Annotated in this window: 10 protein-coding genes; 8 read left to right on the forward strand and 2 right to left on the reverse strand. The window is 56.7% G+C overall.

Translation table 11 applies throughout. From position 1 onward, the window contains the following. Positions 1–85: 85 nt before the first annotated feature. From ACA068_RS02405 to ACA068_RS02430, 6 genes are all read left to right on the forward strand, one after another. On the forward strand, positions 86–2,104 hold the full coding sequence (locus ACA068_RS02405) for a type VI secretion system Vgr family protein (RefSeq protein ID WP_497307316.1): 2,019 nt from the start codon (positions 86–88) through the stop codon (positions 2,102–2,104). After that, entirely contained in the window at positions 2,094–2,831 is a 738-nt protein-coding gene (locus tag ACA068_RS02410; RefSeq protein ID WP_497307318.1) for a DUF4123 domain-containing protein, read from the forward strand. Before ACA068_RS02405 ends, ACA068_RS02410 begins: the two co-directional genes overlap by 11 nt. Beyond that, positions 2,831–7,633, forward strand: a complete 4,803-nt coding sequence (locus ACA068_RS02415; RefSeq protein ID WP_497307320.1) for an RHS repeat-associated core domain-containing protein — start codon at positions 2,831–2,833, stop codon at positions 7,631–7,633. The genes ACA068_RS02410 and ACA068_RS02415 overlap by 1 nt, the downstream gene beginning before the upstream one ends. After that, positions 7,633–8,049, forward strand: coding sequence for a hypothetical protein (locus ACA068_RS02420; RefSeq protein ID WP_497307321.1), 417 nt, complete (start codon positions 7,633–7,635; stop codon positions 8,047–8,049). The genes ACA068_RS02415 and ACA068_RS02420 overlap by 1 nt, the downstream gene beginning before the upstream one ends. Before the next feature lie 46 nt (positions 8,050–8,095). After that, complete coding sequence (locus tag ACA068_RS02425; RefSeq protein WP_497307322.1) at positions 8,096–8,596, forward strand: hypothetical protein; 501 nt, start codon at positions 8,096–8,098, stop codon at positions 8,594–8,596. 100 nt (positions 8,597–8,696) lie between these two features. Beyond that, positions 8,697–9,002 (forward strand): hypothetical protein, encoded by a 306-nt coding sequence (locus ACA068_RS02430; RefSeq protein ID WP_497307324.1) that lies wholly within the window; start codon positions 8,697–8,699, stop codon positions 9,000–9,002. Positions 9,003–9,087: 85 nt separating this feature from the next. Here the strand turns inward: ACA068_RS02430 and ACA068_RS02435 are convergent. Continuing rightward, a protein-coding gene (locus ACA068_RS02435) for an IS3 family transposase (RefSeq protein ID WP_497302891.1) occupies positions 9,088–10,250 on the reverse strand; the annotation gives its coding sequence in 2 pieces (ribosomal slippage) (positions 9,088–9,995 and positions 9,995–10,250; 1,164 coding nt in all). Positions 10,251–10,700: 450 nt separating this feature from the next. On the opposite strand from ACA068_RS02435, the gene ACA068_RS02440 reads away from it, so the two are divergent. Both ACA068_RS02440 and ACA068_RS02445 read left to right on the forward strand, forming a co-directional pair. Beyond that, positions 10,701–11,024 carry a hypothetical protein gene (locus ACA068_RS02440; RefSeq protein ID WP_497307326.1) on the forward strand — a complete coding sequence of 108 codons (324 nt, stop codon included), beginning with the start codon at positions 10,701–10,703 and terminating at the stop codon, positions 11,022–11,024. Positions 11,025–11,416: 392 nt separating this feature from the next. Next, positions 11,417–12,256 (forward strand): 23S rRNA (adenine(2030)-N(6))-methyltransferase RlmJ, encoded by an 840-nt coding sequence (locus ACA068_RS02445; RefSeq protein ID WP_497307328.1) that lies wholly within the window; start codon positions 11,417–11,419, stop codon positions 12,254–12,256. A gap of 151 nt (positions 12,257–12,407) precedes the next feature. On the opposite strand, the gene msrA is transcribed toward ACA068_RS02445, so the two are convergent. Then, complete coding sequence (msrA, locus tag ACA068_RS02450; RefSeq protein ID WP_497310528.1) at positions 12,408–13,055, reverse strand: peptide-methionine (S)-S-oxide reductase MsrA; 648 nt, start codon at positions 13,053–13,055, stop codon at positions 12,408–12,410. Positions 13,056–13,150 lie beyond the last annotated feature (95 nt).

The raw sequence follows: 13,150 nt of genomic DNA on the forward strand, positions 1-13,150 counted from the left end.
GCAAATCTGATTTTACTGTCCCTCCCTCAACACCCCTTGTCGCTCATGCAGAATCGCCCGCCCTCATTCTGCAGAGACACATCGGATGTTCGCTCCTGCCAATCAACCGCGTTTCACGTTGACGATCGACGGCGTCCAGATTGAGCTCAAGGTGCTTGAGTTCACGGGCACGGAAGCCATCAGCCAACCCTACCGCTTTGACCTGGAACTGGTCAGCGACCGGCCGGACATCGAGCTCGAAAACCTGCTGCATCGTCAGGCCTTTCTGAGTTTCGATGCACAAGGTTGCGGCATACACGGTCAGATCTTTCGCGTCGGTCAAAGCGATTCCGGGAAACGTCTGACGGGCTACCAAATCAGTCTCGTACCGCGGCTGGCCTACCTCGGTCAGCGCATCAACCAGCGGATCTTCCAGCACAAAAGCGTGCCGGCGATCATCGCGCAGGTCCTCAAGGACCATGGCATCCAGCGCGATGCCTTCGAGTTTCAACTCGGCAGCGACTATTCACCGCGCGAGTACTGCGTGCAATACGCCGAAAGCGACCTCGCGTTTATCCAGCGCCTGTGTGCCGAAATCGGTATTCATTACCACTTCCAGCACAGCCCCGACGGGCATCTGCTGGTGTTTGGCGATGATCAGACGGTATTCCCGCGCCTGCCCGAGCCGACGTTGTACCTGCCGGGCAGCGGCATGGCAGCGGATGCGCCGGCCATCAAGCGTTTCAACGTGCGCCTGGAGACCCGTACCACAGCGGTCACCCGTCGCGATTACGACTTCCAGAAACCGCGTCTGACACTTGAAAGCCGTGTTGATAGCGAACAGCGTCCGGTGCTGGAGGATTACCACTTTCCCGGTCAATTCACCGACCGCGAGCATGGCAAACAGCTAACGCAGCGAGCACTGGAGCGGCACAACGCGGACTTCCGCCAAGCCGAAGGCCGTGGCGACGATGCTGCCTTGGTCAGCGGACATTTCCTGCACCTCGCCGAGCATCCGCGTCAGGCGTGGAACGATCTGTGGCTGATCACTGGCATTGAACACCGTGGCCGACAACCGCAAGTGCTGGAAGAGTCCGCCACCAGCGACGACCCGGATGATTTCCAGGGTTACCGCAATACCTTTCTGGTGACGCCGTGGGACGTTTCGTTTCGCCCACCGCTGGGGCCGGAAAAGCCCCGCATGCTCGGTTACCAACCGGCCGTGGTCACCGGCCCAGTCGACAGCGAAATCCATTGCGATGAGTTCGGTCGGGTCAAGGTCCAGCTTGCCTGGGACCGCGACGGTCAGCTCAATGAACATTCCAGTTGCTGGTTGCGGGTCGCCACGGGCTGGGCCCACGACCATTACGGCAGCGTGCTGATTCCGCGAGTCGGCATGGAAGTGCTGGTGGGTTTCATCGACGCCGATGCCGACAAACCGCTGGTAATGGGTTGCCTGCCCAACGCCGCAACACCGGTGCCACTGGATCTGCCCGCCGACAAGACCCGCAGTATTTTCCGTAGCCAAAGCAGTCCGGGCGGCGGCGGTTACAACGAATTGCGCATCGAGGATCGCAAAGGCGCCGAGGAAATCTACCTGCGCGCCCAGCGAAACTGGACCCAGCACGTGTTGAACGATCAGCAGGTGCAGGTCGATAACCAGCGCAGCATCGTCGTCACGGGGACCGCTCGCCATGAGCTGAAGGCTGACGAACAACGCATCACCCACGGCCAGCGCCAGGCCGAAGTGAAGCTCGACGATCACTTGCTGGTGGTCGGCGACCGGCACATCCGCGTCACGAGCCAGGCACTCACCGCCAGTCAGCAATTCCATGTCAGCGCTGGCCAGCAAGTGGTGATCGACGGTGGCGCCAGCGCGACGATTCAGGCGGGTGGGCAGTGGATCAACATTGGCCCTGGTGGAATTTTCAGCAGCGTGCCGATTCAGGTCGGTGGCGCGTTGATGCCGCCGATGGCCGCGGCGCCCGTGTCGCCGAATACACCGTTGAAACTCGTCGCCGCCCCGGCCGCCCTGCTGAGCGCCGCGCAGATCATGAGCCTGCAAAGCGATGCACCATTCTGCGAAGAATGCGAGCGCTGCAAGGACGGTGTCTGTGCTGCCTGATTGCTTGTCACCTCGTGAATGGCTGGAACGGCAGCCACTGAAACCGTCGGAACAACTGTTCGCGATCTTCAGCAATGCCAGCACGGCTGAGCCGTTCAAAGCGTGGCGGCAGTCAGTCGCCGCTCAAGCGCCTAATCCGATCTGGGCCGACACCGCTTACGCCGAGTGGGAGCCGGTCATGCCCTACGTCGGAATCGTCTCGGCTGAGGGTGAGTTTCTGGAGTGGGTTGCCACGACCGAGTCTCGCGACTGGGGTTGGCTGGCGGTTTCTTCTGCCTCTCAAGATGCATTGGTCGAGCATCTACGCAGCCTCACACAAGTGCTCTTGCCCAACGGTAATGCGGTGTTTTTTCGCTTCTGGGATGGGCGTTATCTGTTGCCGATTCTTCAGTCCGCCGACGTTAACGCCGCGCACTTAATGCCTGTGCTTGACCGCTGTTTGATCAATGGACAACCGCTCGATATCGGTGGCAGGGCGTTGAAATCCTCCAGGGTTTTTCCGTGGTGGGAAGTTGGCGAATCGCTACTCGAAGACCTCGCCACCGAGTCCGCGATAACCCGCATCAACAACTTGATGAAGTGGTTGAGCGAGGACCGTCCTGATCTTTTTGAAGCGTTTTCTGAGCAGGTGTTGCGGCACAAAGTCGCGATCTTTCTGCAGACGCCGGACCTGCCTCAAGCACCGAAACAAGCCTTGGCGGATTACCTGATGGCGGAGCTGAACTGATGGATCAGATTGTGCGCATCGAGCAGGAGCTCGACGGTTTTCCAAACACGTTGTCCCTCTACCGTGAACAGCTAAAGCATTGGCTTAGCCTGGCGGCAGACAAGGCCAGTCACACGGCTGATTTGCCTTCGCTGATGGGGATGGAACGGATCGTTCGGTTCGGTAATGCCAGCACCATTGTGAGCAGCGGCGATGACGATTTTATCTCCACCGTCGTGCAGTGCCCAAAGGGCGGGGTGCTGGAGATCGAGAGCAAGTTCGAATCGGTTTATGACATTCCCGTGGGGAATATTCAGGTCGATGTGATTGCGGCTGAGAGCGGAGAGATAAAGCAGGTCACGCTCGACGAAAATGGCAAAGGGACCTTCGAGGGCAAAGAGGGCAAGTTCTACCGCATTCACGTTCACGACGAAGTCACACCGCAGCAAGTTGAAGATCTGTTCTCTTCCTATGCCGGCCTGACGAAGGAGCTGGAAAAGTGGCTGCGTGATGAGTGGAAGACGTTTAAACCGAAGTGGTCGGAATCGTCTGCGGTTGCTGTAGGCAATGGAATGCTTGCGGGAAGTTGGGCGGCCATCGAGGGCGTGTGGGACGGCATCAGTCTGCTTTCAGAAATCCTCAAGGACCCCGGAAAGTTTGGTGAGCGGTTGGGCGAGAGTGCCTTAGAGCTGAAAAGGCTCGCGAACATCGCACCGAAGGTCATGGAAAAAGCCCAGCTGCTGGCCACCGACGAAGCGGCGCTGTGTTTGCTGTTGCGCTCCGCCAGTCTCTGGTTGGACATGCTGCCGCCCAGCGAGATCGCCGGTAAAACCGCCGAAGCCGTTTCGACGGTGGTGGTGCAGCTATTGATCGACATCCTGATCGGTATCGTTCTGACCTTTGCCGGGGCGGGGGCTGGAATTGCCTATTTGACGATGCGTCTGGCTGATCGGGCCGCGCAGTTGCTCAGCGCTGTTCTGCGCCTCGTCAAAGCAATTTTCACGATCATCAATAACTTCATCAACTACGTCGACCGCTACAAAAAAGTCGCCGCACGCGGCGTTGCGGCAGGCCTCAAAAAAGGTCGCATGCAACTGCGATGGGATGCCAAGCGCAATACCACGCTCAAGCAAAACGAACATCACGACAACGTTCCGGATCAGGCGAAAAACCCCAACGGCGACAGCGCCGACCCCGTCGATAAAACCGCCACTAACAAATGCCCGGTTTCGATGGTCACCGGCGAAGAACTGCTGACCCTCACCGACGGTTCGCTGGACGGCATCCTGCCGTTCGACTTCACCCGGCTCTATCGCACAAGTGCCGCTGAAATCGATGTCGGCCTCGGATTTGGCTGGAGCCATTCGCTCTCCCATCGACTGGAAATCAACGGCGACACCGTCACCTGGATCGACCACGAGAACCGTCGCACCACCTTCCCGCTGCCGAACAGGGCACGCCCGGCGATCCACAACAGCCTCTCGCGCGCGGCAATTTACCTCGGCAATGAACCTGAAGAGCTGATCCTCGCCCAGGCCGGCGAGGAGACACGTTTCTACCATTTTCATCATGGTTTTCTCACAGCCATCAGTGACGCTTACGACAACCGCCTGCGCATCACCCGCGACCGCCAGGGCCGCATCCAGCGCCTCGACAACGGTGCCGGCCGAGCCTTGCTGTTGCGCTATGAACGCAGCCATCTGGTTGCCGTCGACTATCAGATTTTTGTCCCGGCCCAAACCCTCGAAGAAGCGTGGCAGACCGAGCAGACCCTGGTCGGTTACAGCTGCGACGAACGCGGTCGACTCATCGAGGCCACCAACGCCGCCGGCGAAAGCGAGCGCTACGACTACGACGATCAGCACGTCATTCTTCAGCGGCAACTGGCCGGTGGGGCGAGTTTCTTCTGGGAGTGGGAAAGGTCCGGCAAGGCTGCCCGATGCATCCGCCACTGGGCGTCGTTTGCGCAGATGGATGCGCGGTATACCTGGGATGACGAGGGCAGCGTCACCGTCCACAACATCGATGGCAGCGAAGAGGTTTACGTCCACGACGACCGAGCGCGGCTGGTGCGCAAGGTCGAACTGGATGGCGGCGAACACCTCAAGGCCTACGACGACCAGGGCCGGCTGACTGCCGAGCAAGACCCGCTTGGCGCCGTCACCGAATACCGCTACGACGAAGTCGGACGCCTCGTGGCGCTGATTCCGCCGCAAGACGAGCCGACGTCCTACGAGTACCGCAACGGTTTCCTGCACGCACGTTATCGCGGCAAAGCCGTGTGGAAATATCAGCGCAATGCCCAGGGCGATGTCACCGAAGCGACCGATCCCGACGGCCATGTCACCCACTATCACTACGACGAAAAAGGTCAGCTGCTGTCGATCCGCTCCCCGGACACCAGTCGGCATGTCTTCGTCTGGAATGGCTTGGGGCAACTGGTCGAAGAGACGCTGCCGGACAGTGGTGTACGGCGGTTTTCCTACGATGCGCTGGGGCGGCAGATTACCCGGCAGGACGAACACGGTACGATCACGAAGTCTCAATGGGATGCCGTTGGCCGACTGATCCAAACGACGCTGCCTACCGGTGCCGTTCGCGCCTTTACCTACAACGCCTACGGAAAAATCACCGCCGAACGCGACGAACTGGGCCGCGTTACGCGCTACGAATACGTCGACGATCTGCATCTGGTCAGCCGCCGAATCAATGCCGATGGCACCCAGCTGAAGTATCGCTACGACAACGCGCAGCTGCTTCTTACCGAGATCGAAAACGAATCCGGCGAAAAGTATCAGCTGGACTACACGCCCAATGGATTGATCCGACAGGAAACCGGCTTCGACGGCCAACGCACGGCGTATGCCTACGACCTCAACGGCCACCTGCTGGAAAAAACCGAGTTCGGCGACGACGGCTCGCAGCTCGTCACGCAATACGAGCGCGATACCGCCGGCCGTCTACTGGTCAAAACGCTGCCCGACGGCATCAAGGTCGAATACCGCTACGACAGCCTCGGCCGACTGATCGACGTCGATGACGGCCACGACCACCCGCTGGAATTCGAGTACGACCATCAGGATCGCCTGATCACCGAGCATCAGGGCTGGGGCACGTTGCGTTATGGCTACGACGCCTGCGGCCAGCTCAATCGCCTGCGCCTGCCGGATGGCAGCAAACTCGATTACCACCACGCCAAGGGCGGCGCGCTGACCGCCATCGACCTCAACGGCGCGCGGCTCACCACCCACCAATTTACCTTCGGTCGCGAGCAGCATCGTCAGCAAGGTCAACTGCTGAGCGAATATGCCTACGACGATCAAGGCCGATTAAAGGCCCACGCTGTCAGACAGCAGCAGCAAACGCTGTATCGCCGCGACTATGCCTACGGCGCCAGCGGCAATTTAGACAACATCGCCGACACCCGCCACGGCCAACGCAACTACCACTACGACCCGCTCAACCGTCTGACCCGCGTGCGCCACACCCGCGACGACCCGCCGGAAAGCTTCGCCCACGACCCTGCGGGCAATTTGCTGATGCAGGACCGGCCCGGTTTGGCGACCGTTAAAGGTAATCGCCTGCTGATGCAGGGCGACCGGCATTACGACTACGACGCCTTCGGCAACCTCATCCGCGAGCGCCGCGGCACCGCGCAAAAACTCGTCACCGAATACCGCTACGACTGCCAACACCGATTGGTCGGCGTCACGACCCCGGACGGCCGCTGCACAAGCTATCGCTACGACGCCTTCGGCCGCCGCATCACCAAAACTCTCGACGGCAAAACCACCGAGTTCTTCTGGCAAGGCGACAACCTCATCGCCGAAAGCAGCCGCGAACACTACCGCAGCTACGTCTACGAACCCGGCACCTTCCGCCCGCTTGCCATGCTCGACGGCAAAGGCCCACGCAAGGCTTGCCCGTTCTACTACCAACTCGATCACCTGGGTACGCCGCAGGAACTGACCGATTTTGGTGGCGAGATCGTGTGGTCGGCGAAGTACAACGCCTACGGCAAAGTCACGCACCAGACGTTCGGCGGGGGAGAGCAGCTTGAGCAACCGTTGCGGTTTCAGGGGCAGTACTTTGATGCGGAGAGCGGTCTGCATTACAACCGGCATCGGTACTATGATCCGGAGGTTGGACGGTACCTGACACCGGATCCGGTGAAGTTGGCTGGTGGGCTGAATCAGTACCAGTACACGCCGAATCCGACGGGGTGGGTTGATCCGTTGGGGTTGAGCGGGAATTGCCCGCAATCGGGTAAGACTGGGTGTAAGGCGCCGGATGATACGACTGGCGTTAAGGTTGATGAGGGTGAGCCGCCGCTGCCGAAGCTGACGGCTGAGCAGCGGCGGGCGAGGATTGATGAGTTGGCTGAGGCAAATGCGAAGAAGAGGGTTGAGAAACTGGAGAGGCAACACAACATGCACACTGTTGAAAAGCACAGCTCGGAGATATCTGATACTGCACTTAAACAGCGGGCTATTGATGGTGCAAACCCTCAAACGGGCGAGCTTACCCCAAAGGGGCCGAAAGGAAGTTTAAGCTCTCAGTTCAGTAACTGGCGGGTTCATTTCAATGCTTTAAATAAGGCGATGACAAGGGTGGAGTTAGGTTTAAGTCCGCACACTGGATTTGATCATAATAAAACCCCGATAGTGAGAATGGAACTGCCTGGGGCAGGTCGTGGGTATAGGCCGAATAAAAAAGATAATAACAATCCAATTTTAAATGAGGATTTGAATTGGTTTGAAGTTAAATTTGATAAGCAAGACAAAACACGGCCATTTACAGGTTTTCCAACGGAGAGAAAGTAATGTTGCGTGATCCATTTTTAGGTGAGGAATTTGAGCCGGATTTGATGTGGTTCATTGGTGTTTTGGATGTCTATGATCGGGAAGAAACTTATGGTGCAGAGCTTGTTGTTTACGATCCTAACGATCGCGATGATAGGGTAGAGCTGATTAAGAAATACTGTTTGAGTTTGGATTACTTGTCTTATAGACATAGATTTTTATTGGTGGAGAATCTGGCTGCAAAATTGAATGATAAAAATTGCGACTTTCAGCACTTGTTTGAGATTGATGATAGTGAAGCATTAAGTTGGCCTCGTAGTGAGTGGTACGAGCTAGAGAATCCTCGGGATTTTCTTCAAGACGTGTACACATTGGCTACAGAGATTTGGAAAGAGGACCTTCTGAAAGCTAGTCTTGAAGATCAAAAAGCGTGGTGATGCAGAGTGCCAAAAGCAACTCAATTCAGCCGGGTAGATAATACAGATGTCTGGGCAGAGACTGACGCGTGAGTTAATCACTGAATGGGCCTATGGACGGGCGGTTATTGAGGTATCTGAAAGTGATTGCGACGGAGATACTGCGAGCTTTGATAACGCCGTTGTAAGAATTTTTGGCGCTAAAGGGTTGTTAGAATTCGCTGCTGATCCAGGATGCTCCTGTCGGGGCTATTTTGTAGATAAGCTTGTGACAATTTTTTTACGGGTTTTTCGATCGAGTGGTGAGCTTCCATTTCATTTCTCACGCTTTCTAGGAATCAAATCTAAAGATGATTATTTGCGTGAAATGGAAAGCCGAGCAAAGGAGGTTTATGAGGTGAGCTTGGTTTTGGATAGTATGAAATTTATAAGAGAGCCAGCGATACAGTCCCTTTACAAACAGCTTCTTGATTTTAGACATGATCATTCAGAGAGTAATCGTGATTTTTATTACAGGTGCTGGGCGGCGTTAGATCTTGAGGCATTTAATGTGAAAATGGTTGAGTGAACGGTTTTGGTAAATAAGCGTGCTGCCGATATCGAATTAAATAGATTCGTCCCCTTATTGTTATTCCATTTACGTTGTATCCGATCAAGTGAGGAGGATTATGTTTGTTGATCCTGGTACTCAGCAGCCATATATACCGACACCTTCATATTTTTTGGGTTGTTTCGATATTTATGATCGTGAAGAAACACTTGGAGAGGGGTTAGAGAAATTTAATCCGAATGATCCGTCGGACAGGGAGGAGTTAATACTCAAGTATTGTCTGGTTAGAAATCGTACCTATCGACACCGTTTTTTGCTTTATAAATGTTTGGAAAAGACGCTTGAGGATAAAAACTACGACTTTCAGTCGCTTTTTAAGTACGACGCCAGAGGCGTACTCCTCATTTCCCTGTGGGTGGGATGAGATGGAAAATACGAGAGCTTTTTTTGAAGATGTTTATCGGTTGGCAACTATCGAGTGGAAAGATGATCTTCACAAAGTGTAGTGGTCAACTAATCCCGGACACGACGTTAAGTTTTTCTTCGGCCCGAGCTGGCGCCAGCCCACCGTTGAATTGATGGGGTCGAATCCAGTTGTACCGATGCATCAAGAAATGGCTGATATCGCGCTGGGCTTCTTGGGCCGTTCTGTAACCCAGAGTCGGTATCCATTCGGTTTTCAAACTGCGGAACACGCGCTCCATCGGCGCATTGTCCCAGCAATTTCCCCGGCGACTCATGCTCTGGCGCATGCGATAACGCCACAGCCTCTGGCGAAATAAACGACTCGCGTACTGCGACCCTTGATCCGAGTGAAACAGCAGGCCCTGAGGCCTTCCTCGTTGTTCGTAGGCCATATCCAGCGCCTTGATAACCAGCTCGGCGTCCGGCTTTTCCGACAACGCCCAGCCCACCACCCGGCGCGCGCAAAGATCCATCACGACAGCCAGATAATGCCATTTCCCCTGAGCCCAAATGTAGGTGATGTCGCCGCACCACACTTGGTTGGGTGCCGGGACATCGAACTCCCGATTCAAGATGTTCGGGATATCCAACCGCTCAACCGTCGCCCGTTTATAAGCATGAGACCCTGGCTGTTTGCTCACGAGGTCAAGCTCACGCATCAAGCTGCGTACTTTGAACCGACCGAGTTGCTCACCATCGTCACGCATCAACGAGAGAATGCTACGGCTGCCGGCAGCACTGCGACTTTGCGAAAACAACTCGCTCACCCGGCTGCGTAGCCGAAGCCGTTCGACATCAGGCGTTCGACGCTTGAGGCGGTGGGCGTAGTAACTTGAGCGGTTGATTTCAAACACTTGGCACAGCCAATCAACCGGCTCGTGGACGCTCAGCTGATTGATCAGCGCGTACGCTCGTGATCTTCCGACATCAAGAGCGCGGTAGCCTTTTTTAGTATCGATTTCTCCCGTTCAAGGCGGGCGATCCGGGCTTCCAGCTCCTGGATTTTCTGCTGCTCTGATGTCAGCGCTTTGCTCTGCGGAGTAACGCCTTGGCGTTCCTTCTGAACCTGGTCAACCCAACGGCGCAGGGCCGACTCGCCGACGCCGAGTGAACGGCTGGCTTCGATGTAGCTGTAGTTTTGCTTGAGCACGAGGTCGGCAGCCTCGCGCTTGAACTCAGCGGAAAAGGAACGGCGTTGTTTGGTCATCTGACACCTCGATCTGGCGAGCATTCTCGCCTATATGGGTGTCCGGTTTCATTAGACCACTACAAAGCGGGTCTTGAAGACCAATCCACTTGGTAGATGGGAGCTCTGAACCAGAGCGAAATTTCTGGGCAAACTCGTCGGAAGTTTCCTTCAAGTCGCGGCGGTTTCCATGAACTGGTAGGAGATCTGTTCCATCGATAGTCTCTGGTCGTCACTGAAAATTCAGTGATGGGGTGTAGGAACCCTTCAAGACTAGAGAGGACGCTTTGGCGTCGACACTTGAATTGCGGCCGTCAACGTGCGTCCGTAAGATCAGTTGCGGCGGCTGTGCGCGGGCACGCTTCGGTGTGGTCGAGTTCTCTGGTCTCGATATTCCTACCCCGCGTATAGCTGCCACCCAAGCCTGTAGGAAGGCCGATGGTAGCTCCACTTCTACCAGAGGTTTCAATAATGAAAAATCTTCACCCCGATCCACCTTACGAAAAGCCTATTCCCCACCCTAAAAGCCGCTTCATGGCCCTCACCAGCAACTGCACCCACATGCCCACGCTGTTCGTCGATACCCACGCGCCACTCGATGTTTTATACGACGCTGCCAACTATCGAATTCGCGCCGTCACGCAAGTGCTGGAGAACCTGTCGATGCGCGGTTCGGTCGAGTGTGAGTCGTTCATTCTTAGCGATTTTGCGCTGCTGTGTGCCATTCCGTTGCGGGATGGGTGTGATGTGCTGGATGTGATTGGACGGCGATTGCGGGCTCGGCCTTCGGAATAAGGGCTGGATGGCTTTTGTGGCGAGGGAGCTTGCTCCCGTTCGGCTGCGGAGCAGTCGCCAAGCCACGCGCTGCGGTGTGTCTGACAAACCAGTGGTGCTGGGTTTGGGGCTGCTTCGCAGCCCAGCGGGAGCAAGCTCCCTCGCCACAGGGTTTGTGGTTGGCTGGGATGTTTTGGGGCTGCTTCGCAGCCCAACGGGGGCAAGCCCCCTCGCCACAGGGTTTGTGGGTGGCTGGGATATTCTTGGGTTGCTTTGCAGATTAGTGAGGCAAGCCCTATTCCACAGGGGATGTGTCTGGACAGGGATTGTGGGCGGCAACTGCCCGCTCAGCCGCGAACCCCTGACGTTCGGCGCCGTACAAGGTAAACTTCCCGGCCTTCGCAGGAGCAATCATGAATTATCGTCACGCCTTCCATGCCGGCAATCACGCCGATGTGTTCAAACACCTGACTTTGACCCGCCTCATCGCCCTGATGTCGCGCAAGGAGCAGCCGTTTGCCTATCTCGACACTCACGCCGGCATTGGTCTGTATGACTTGCAGGGCGATCAGGCGAGCCGTACCGGTGAGTACCTGGAAGGCATCGCGCGGTTGTGGGATCAGCCGGATCTGCCGGAACTGACCGCCGATTACATGAAGGTGCTGCACGACATGAACCCGGATGGCCAGTTGCGCTATTACCCGGGTTCGCCGGAGTTGGCGCGGCGTCTGACGCGGCCGCAGGATCGGGTGATGCTTAACGAGAAGCACCCCGAGGATGGCGTGTTGCTCAAGGACAACATGGCCGGCGACCGTCGGGTGAAGGTGCATCTGGGCGAAGGCTGGCATGTGCCGCGTGCGATGTTGCCGGTGCAGGAGAAGCGGGCGGTGATGTTGATTGATCCGCCGTTCGAGCAGCTCGATGAGATGCAGCGGTGTGCGGCGTCGCTGAAAGAGGCGATTGGCCGGATGCGTCAAACGGTGGCGGCGATCTGGTATCCGGTAAAGGACCAGCGCCTGTTGCGTCGTTTTTATCAGGATTTGGCAGGTAGCGGCGCGCCGAAGTTGTTGCGCGTGGAGTTGCTGGTGCATCCGCTGGATACGCCGAACAGTTTGAACGGGTCCGGGTTGGCGATTGCGAATCCACCGTGGGGGCTGGAAGAGGAATTACGTGAACTGCTGCCGTGGTTGTCCAAGAAGCTTGGGCAGACCCAGGGTGGGTGGCAGATGGATTGGTTGATTGCTGAGAGTTGATAGCTGATCAGATGCCTTGATGGTGTCTGACAGGACGCATTCGCGGGCAAGCCTCGCTCCTACAGGAGTTTATGTCGATCACAAAATTGTGCTCAGACATCGATCCCTGTAGGAGCGAGGCTTGCCCGCGAAGCTTTTCAGGGCCCGAGATTTATATCGGGCAGGTCACGCCCGTACCGCCAATCCCGCAATACCCTTCAGGGTTTTTCGCCAGGTATTGCTGGTGATACGCCTCGGCGAAGTAGACCGTCGGCGCTTCGTCGATCTCAGTGGTGATTTCGCCTTTGCCTGCCTTGGTTAACTCAGCCTGGAACACGTCCTTGCTGTGATTGGCGGCTGCCAGTTGAGTCGGGTTGGTCGCATAGATCACCGAGCGATACTGAGTGCCGATGTCATTGCCCTGGCGCATGCCTTGCGTCGGGTTGTGCAATTCCCAGAACATTTTCAGCAGCGCTTCGTAGCTGACTTTTGCCGGCTCATAGACCACCAGCACCACTTCGCTGTGCCCGGTCAGGCCCGAGCAGACTTCTTCATACGTCGGGTTCGGCGTAAAGCCGCCGGCGTAGCCCACCACCGTGCTGACCACGCCTTCGCGTTGCCAGAACTTGCGTTCCGCGCCCCAGAAGCAGCCCAGGCCGAAGATCGCGAAATCCACGTCCATCGCGAACGGGCCCAGCAGCGGGGCGTCGTGGACGAAGTGTTTTTCCGGCAGGTTCATTGGGGTTTCGCGGCCAGGCAGAGCTTGTTCTTTGGTAGGGAGCACGTTTTTGTTCACCAGGATTTCCGAGCGCAAGACCATCATCAGTCCCCTCAGTCAGGTTGAATGTAAATTGTCAGACACGCAGTTTGCCCAATGATGCCAAGTTAATCACTACCCCTGTGGGAGCGGGCTTG

The sequence above is a fragment of the Pseudomonas sp. LBUM1660 genome (assembly GCF_059695935.1).

Coding starts and splice junctions, on each gene's coding strand:
- ACA068_RS02405 (WP_497307316.1), top strand. CDS start 86: ATGTTCGCTCCTGCCAATCAACCGCGTTTCACGTTGACGATCGACGGC.
- ACA068_RS02415 (WP_497307320.1), top strand. CDS start 2,831: ATGGATCAGATTGTGCGCATCGAGCAGGAGCTCGACGGTTTTCCAAAC.
- ACA068_RS02420 (WP_497307321.1), top strand. CDS start 7,633: ATGTTGCGTGATCCATTTTTAGGTGAGGAATTTGAGCCGGATTTGATG.
- ACA068_RS02425 (WP_497307322.1), top strand. CDS start 8,096: ATGTCTGGGCAGAGACTGACGCGTGAGTTAATCACTGAATGGGCCTAT.
- ACA068_RS02430 (WP_497307324.1), top strand. CDS start 8,697: ATGTTTGTTGATCCTGGTACTCAGCAGCCATATATACCGACACCTTCA.
- ACA068_RS02440 (WP_497307326.1), top strand. CDS start 10,701: ATGAAAAATCTTCACCCCGATCCACCTTACGAAAAGCCTATTCCCCAC.
- ACA068_RS02445 (WP_497307328.1), top strand. CDS start 11,417: ATGAATTATCGTCACGCCTTCCATGCCGGCAATCACGCCGATGTGTTC.
- msrA (WP_497310528.1), bottom strand. CDS start 13,055: ATGGTCTTGCGCTCGGAAATCCTGGTGAACAAAAACGTGCTCCCTACC.